Raw genomic sequence first — 2641 nt, forward strand, 5'->3', positions numbered from 1 at the left:
CCGGCACCGGGCGCGGAAGCGCCGGCCGAGGGTGCAGCGCCCGGGGTGGCCGCCGCGGCGCCGAGCGACCCCGCGCAGCAGGACAAGGTGGTGACACTGCGCGAGCTGTCCGCGATCAAGAAACGCCAGCAGGCCAGCGGCACGCCAGCGCCGGAGGCACCGCCGGTGATCATCTACCGCGGCAATGAAGTGCAGCGCGTGAGCCGTTGAGGCATAACGAACAGAAGAGGATGGCCGTCATGACCATGGAAACCGACTCGGGTCGTCATTCCGGCGCAGGCCGGAATCCAGCGACTTCAAAGGCTCTGGACCCGCCCCCGGCTTTCGCCGGGGCAAGCTTTGAAAGCCGCCGGGGTGACGGAATCAATCCGGAGCGATTGAAGTGGCTGCTGTTGCCGCTGTTGCTGGCCTTTGCCGTCACCGCCAGCGCCGCCGAAACGCTGCAGCTCGAGGCCGGCTCGCAGCGGCTGGTCCCGCAGGACAAGTCGGTGAGCCGCGTCGCGGTGGGCAATCCCGAGGTGGCCGACGTCAACGTGATCCGGGGGCGCGACGTGCTGCTGACCGGCAAGAAGCCCGGCCGCACCACACTGCTGGTCTGGCCCAGCGGCGTGAAGGCACCCAAGGAGTACGCTGTCGTGGTCGGCAGCGGCAACGATCCGGCGCTGGTGACCCGCCCGGGCAGCGTCAACACCCAGGTGCAGACCGACATCAAAGTGGCCGAGCTGTCGCGCAGCACGCTGCGCCAGTTCGGATTCAATTACGCCCTGGGTGGCACCCACACCACCGTGACCGTCAACCGGCCTGGCGCCTCGGGCAGTATCAACACCAACACCGGCGCGGTGACCGGCCAGATCCCGCTCGGCAACGCCTTCAACCTGGTGTTCGGCGACGCCAGCCGCGGCGCCGCCGGCATCTTCAGCCTGCTCGAGCAGCGCGGCATGGTGCGGGTGCTGGCCGAGCCGACGCTGGTGGCGATGAGCGGCCAGACCGCCAGCTTCCTGGCCGGCGGCGAGTTCCCGGTGCCGGTGCAGCAGGGCACCAGCGGCGGCGGCGCCGGTAGCACCGGCGCCATCACCATCGAGTTCAAGGAATTCGGCGTGCGCCTCAACCTGACACCGACGGTGCTGGCCAACGACCGCATCGTGCTGCGCGTGGCGCCCGAGGTCAGCGAGCTCAATTTCACCGCCGGCGTGCGCAGCGGTGGCGTCGAGGTGCCGGCGCTGACCGTGCGCCGTACCGAGACCACGGTCGAGCTCGGCGACGGCGAAAGCTTCTTCATCAGCGGCCTGGTGAGTCAGAACACGCTGGCCAACGTGGACAAGCTGCCGTACCTCGGCTCGCTGCCCATCATCGGCGCCTTCTTCCGCTCCAACCAGTTCGATCGCGAAGACAAGGAGCTGGTCATGCTGGTGACCCCGCACCTGGTCAAGCCGATCCGCAAGGGTGCGCCGCTGCCCGCCCTGCCGGGCGCGGCCTACCAGAACTACAACCCCAGCAACAGCCGGCTGATCTTCCTCGAGCAGGGCGACTTCGACCCGGCTGCCACCGGCTTCAGCCGCTGAAGCGGGCGATGAAAACCCCGGCCGTGGTGATCGCCAGTCCGACCTACAGCGACTGGCTGCGGGCCCGGGCCGGCGACTGGCTGGAGCTGACGCCGCTGTCGGCCACCGAGGCCGCGCAGCAGCCGCCGGCGCTGGCCGCCGCCGCGCTGCTGCTGGTGCAGATGGATGGGCCCGAACTGCACGAGCACGCGCGCCTGATCGAGCGGCTGGGCGAGCGGCTGCCGGAGCTGCCGGTCATCGCCCTCGGCAGCGGCCAGCCGGATGCGATGCTCGCCGCCATGCGTGCCGGCGCGCGCGACTTTCTCGTGCCCGGACGCGATGACGCCAGCGCGGTCACGCAGATGGAGCGGGTGCTGCGGCGTGGCGCCCAGCGCGGCGCCGGCCGCGGCCAGGTCGTCGCCGTGGTCTCGGGCCATGCGCAAGCCGGCACCGCCTTTCTGGCCGAGCACCTGGCGCTGGCCGCCGCCGAGCATTTCGCGCGCAAGGAGCCGGTGCTGCTGCTCGACCTGGCACAGCCGGCGGGCGCGGTGTCGGTACTCCTCAACATCCACCAGGACTACAGCGCGCTCAACGCCATCCAGGATGCCTACCGCTGCGACCAGACGCTGGTGGACACCGCCTTCGGCCGTCACGGCAGCGGGCTGTACGTGCTGAGCCTGCCGGAGACGCAGCTCGGCGTCGCCGAAGTGCCGGCCGAGGACCTGGCCGCGCTGCTGGACGTACTGCGCGGGCTGTTCAGCCTGACCGTCTTGGCCGTGGACGCGAGCCTGGGGCTGGCGGGCCTGCGGGCGGTGGTGGAACGCGCCGGGCACAGCCTGCTGCTGAGCGATCAGAGCATCCTCAACAGCCGTTACCTGCAATCGCTGTTGCGCGAGCTGCGCCAGGCCGGCTGCACGCTGGACCACGCCGGACTGGTGGTCGAGCGCTACCATCGCAAGCTCGGGCTCGAGCCGGACAAGCTGGCCGCACTGCTGCAGCTGCCGCTGCAGGCGACGCTGGGCGGCGATGAGCTGGTGCGCCTGCAGGCCATGAACGCCGGCGAGTCGCTGTACAGCTTCGCACCGCGCGACGACTACGCC

General features: G+C 70.5%; 3 protein-coding genes. All 3 read left to right on the forward strand.

All coding sequences use genetic code 11. The annotated features are described in order from the left end of the window. On the forward strand, positions 1-210 hold a 210-nt coding region (locus VNJ47_00410; GenBank protein ID HXG27295.1), incomplete at its 5' end, for a hypothetical protein. A gap of 167 nt (positions 211-377) precedes the next feature. Continuing rightward, entirely contained in the window at positions 378-1562 is a 1185-nt protein-coding gene (locus tag VNJ47_00415; GenBank protein ID HXG27296.1) for a type II and III secretion system protein family protein, read from the forward strand. Positions 1563-1570: 8 nt separating this feature from the next. Continuing rightward, the coding region (locus VNJ47_00420) for a hypothetical protein (protein HXG27297.1) at positions 1571-2641 on the forward strand (1071 nt) is incomplete at its 3' end.

It is taken from the genome of Nevskiales bacterium (assembly GCA_035574475.1).
Taxonomy (GTDB): Bacteria; Pseudomonadota; Gammaproteobacteria; order Nevskiales; family DATLYR01; genus DATLYR01.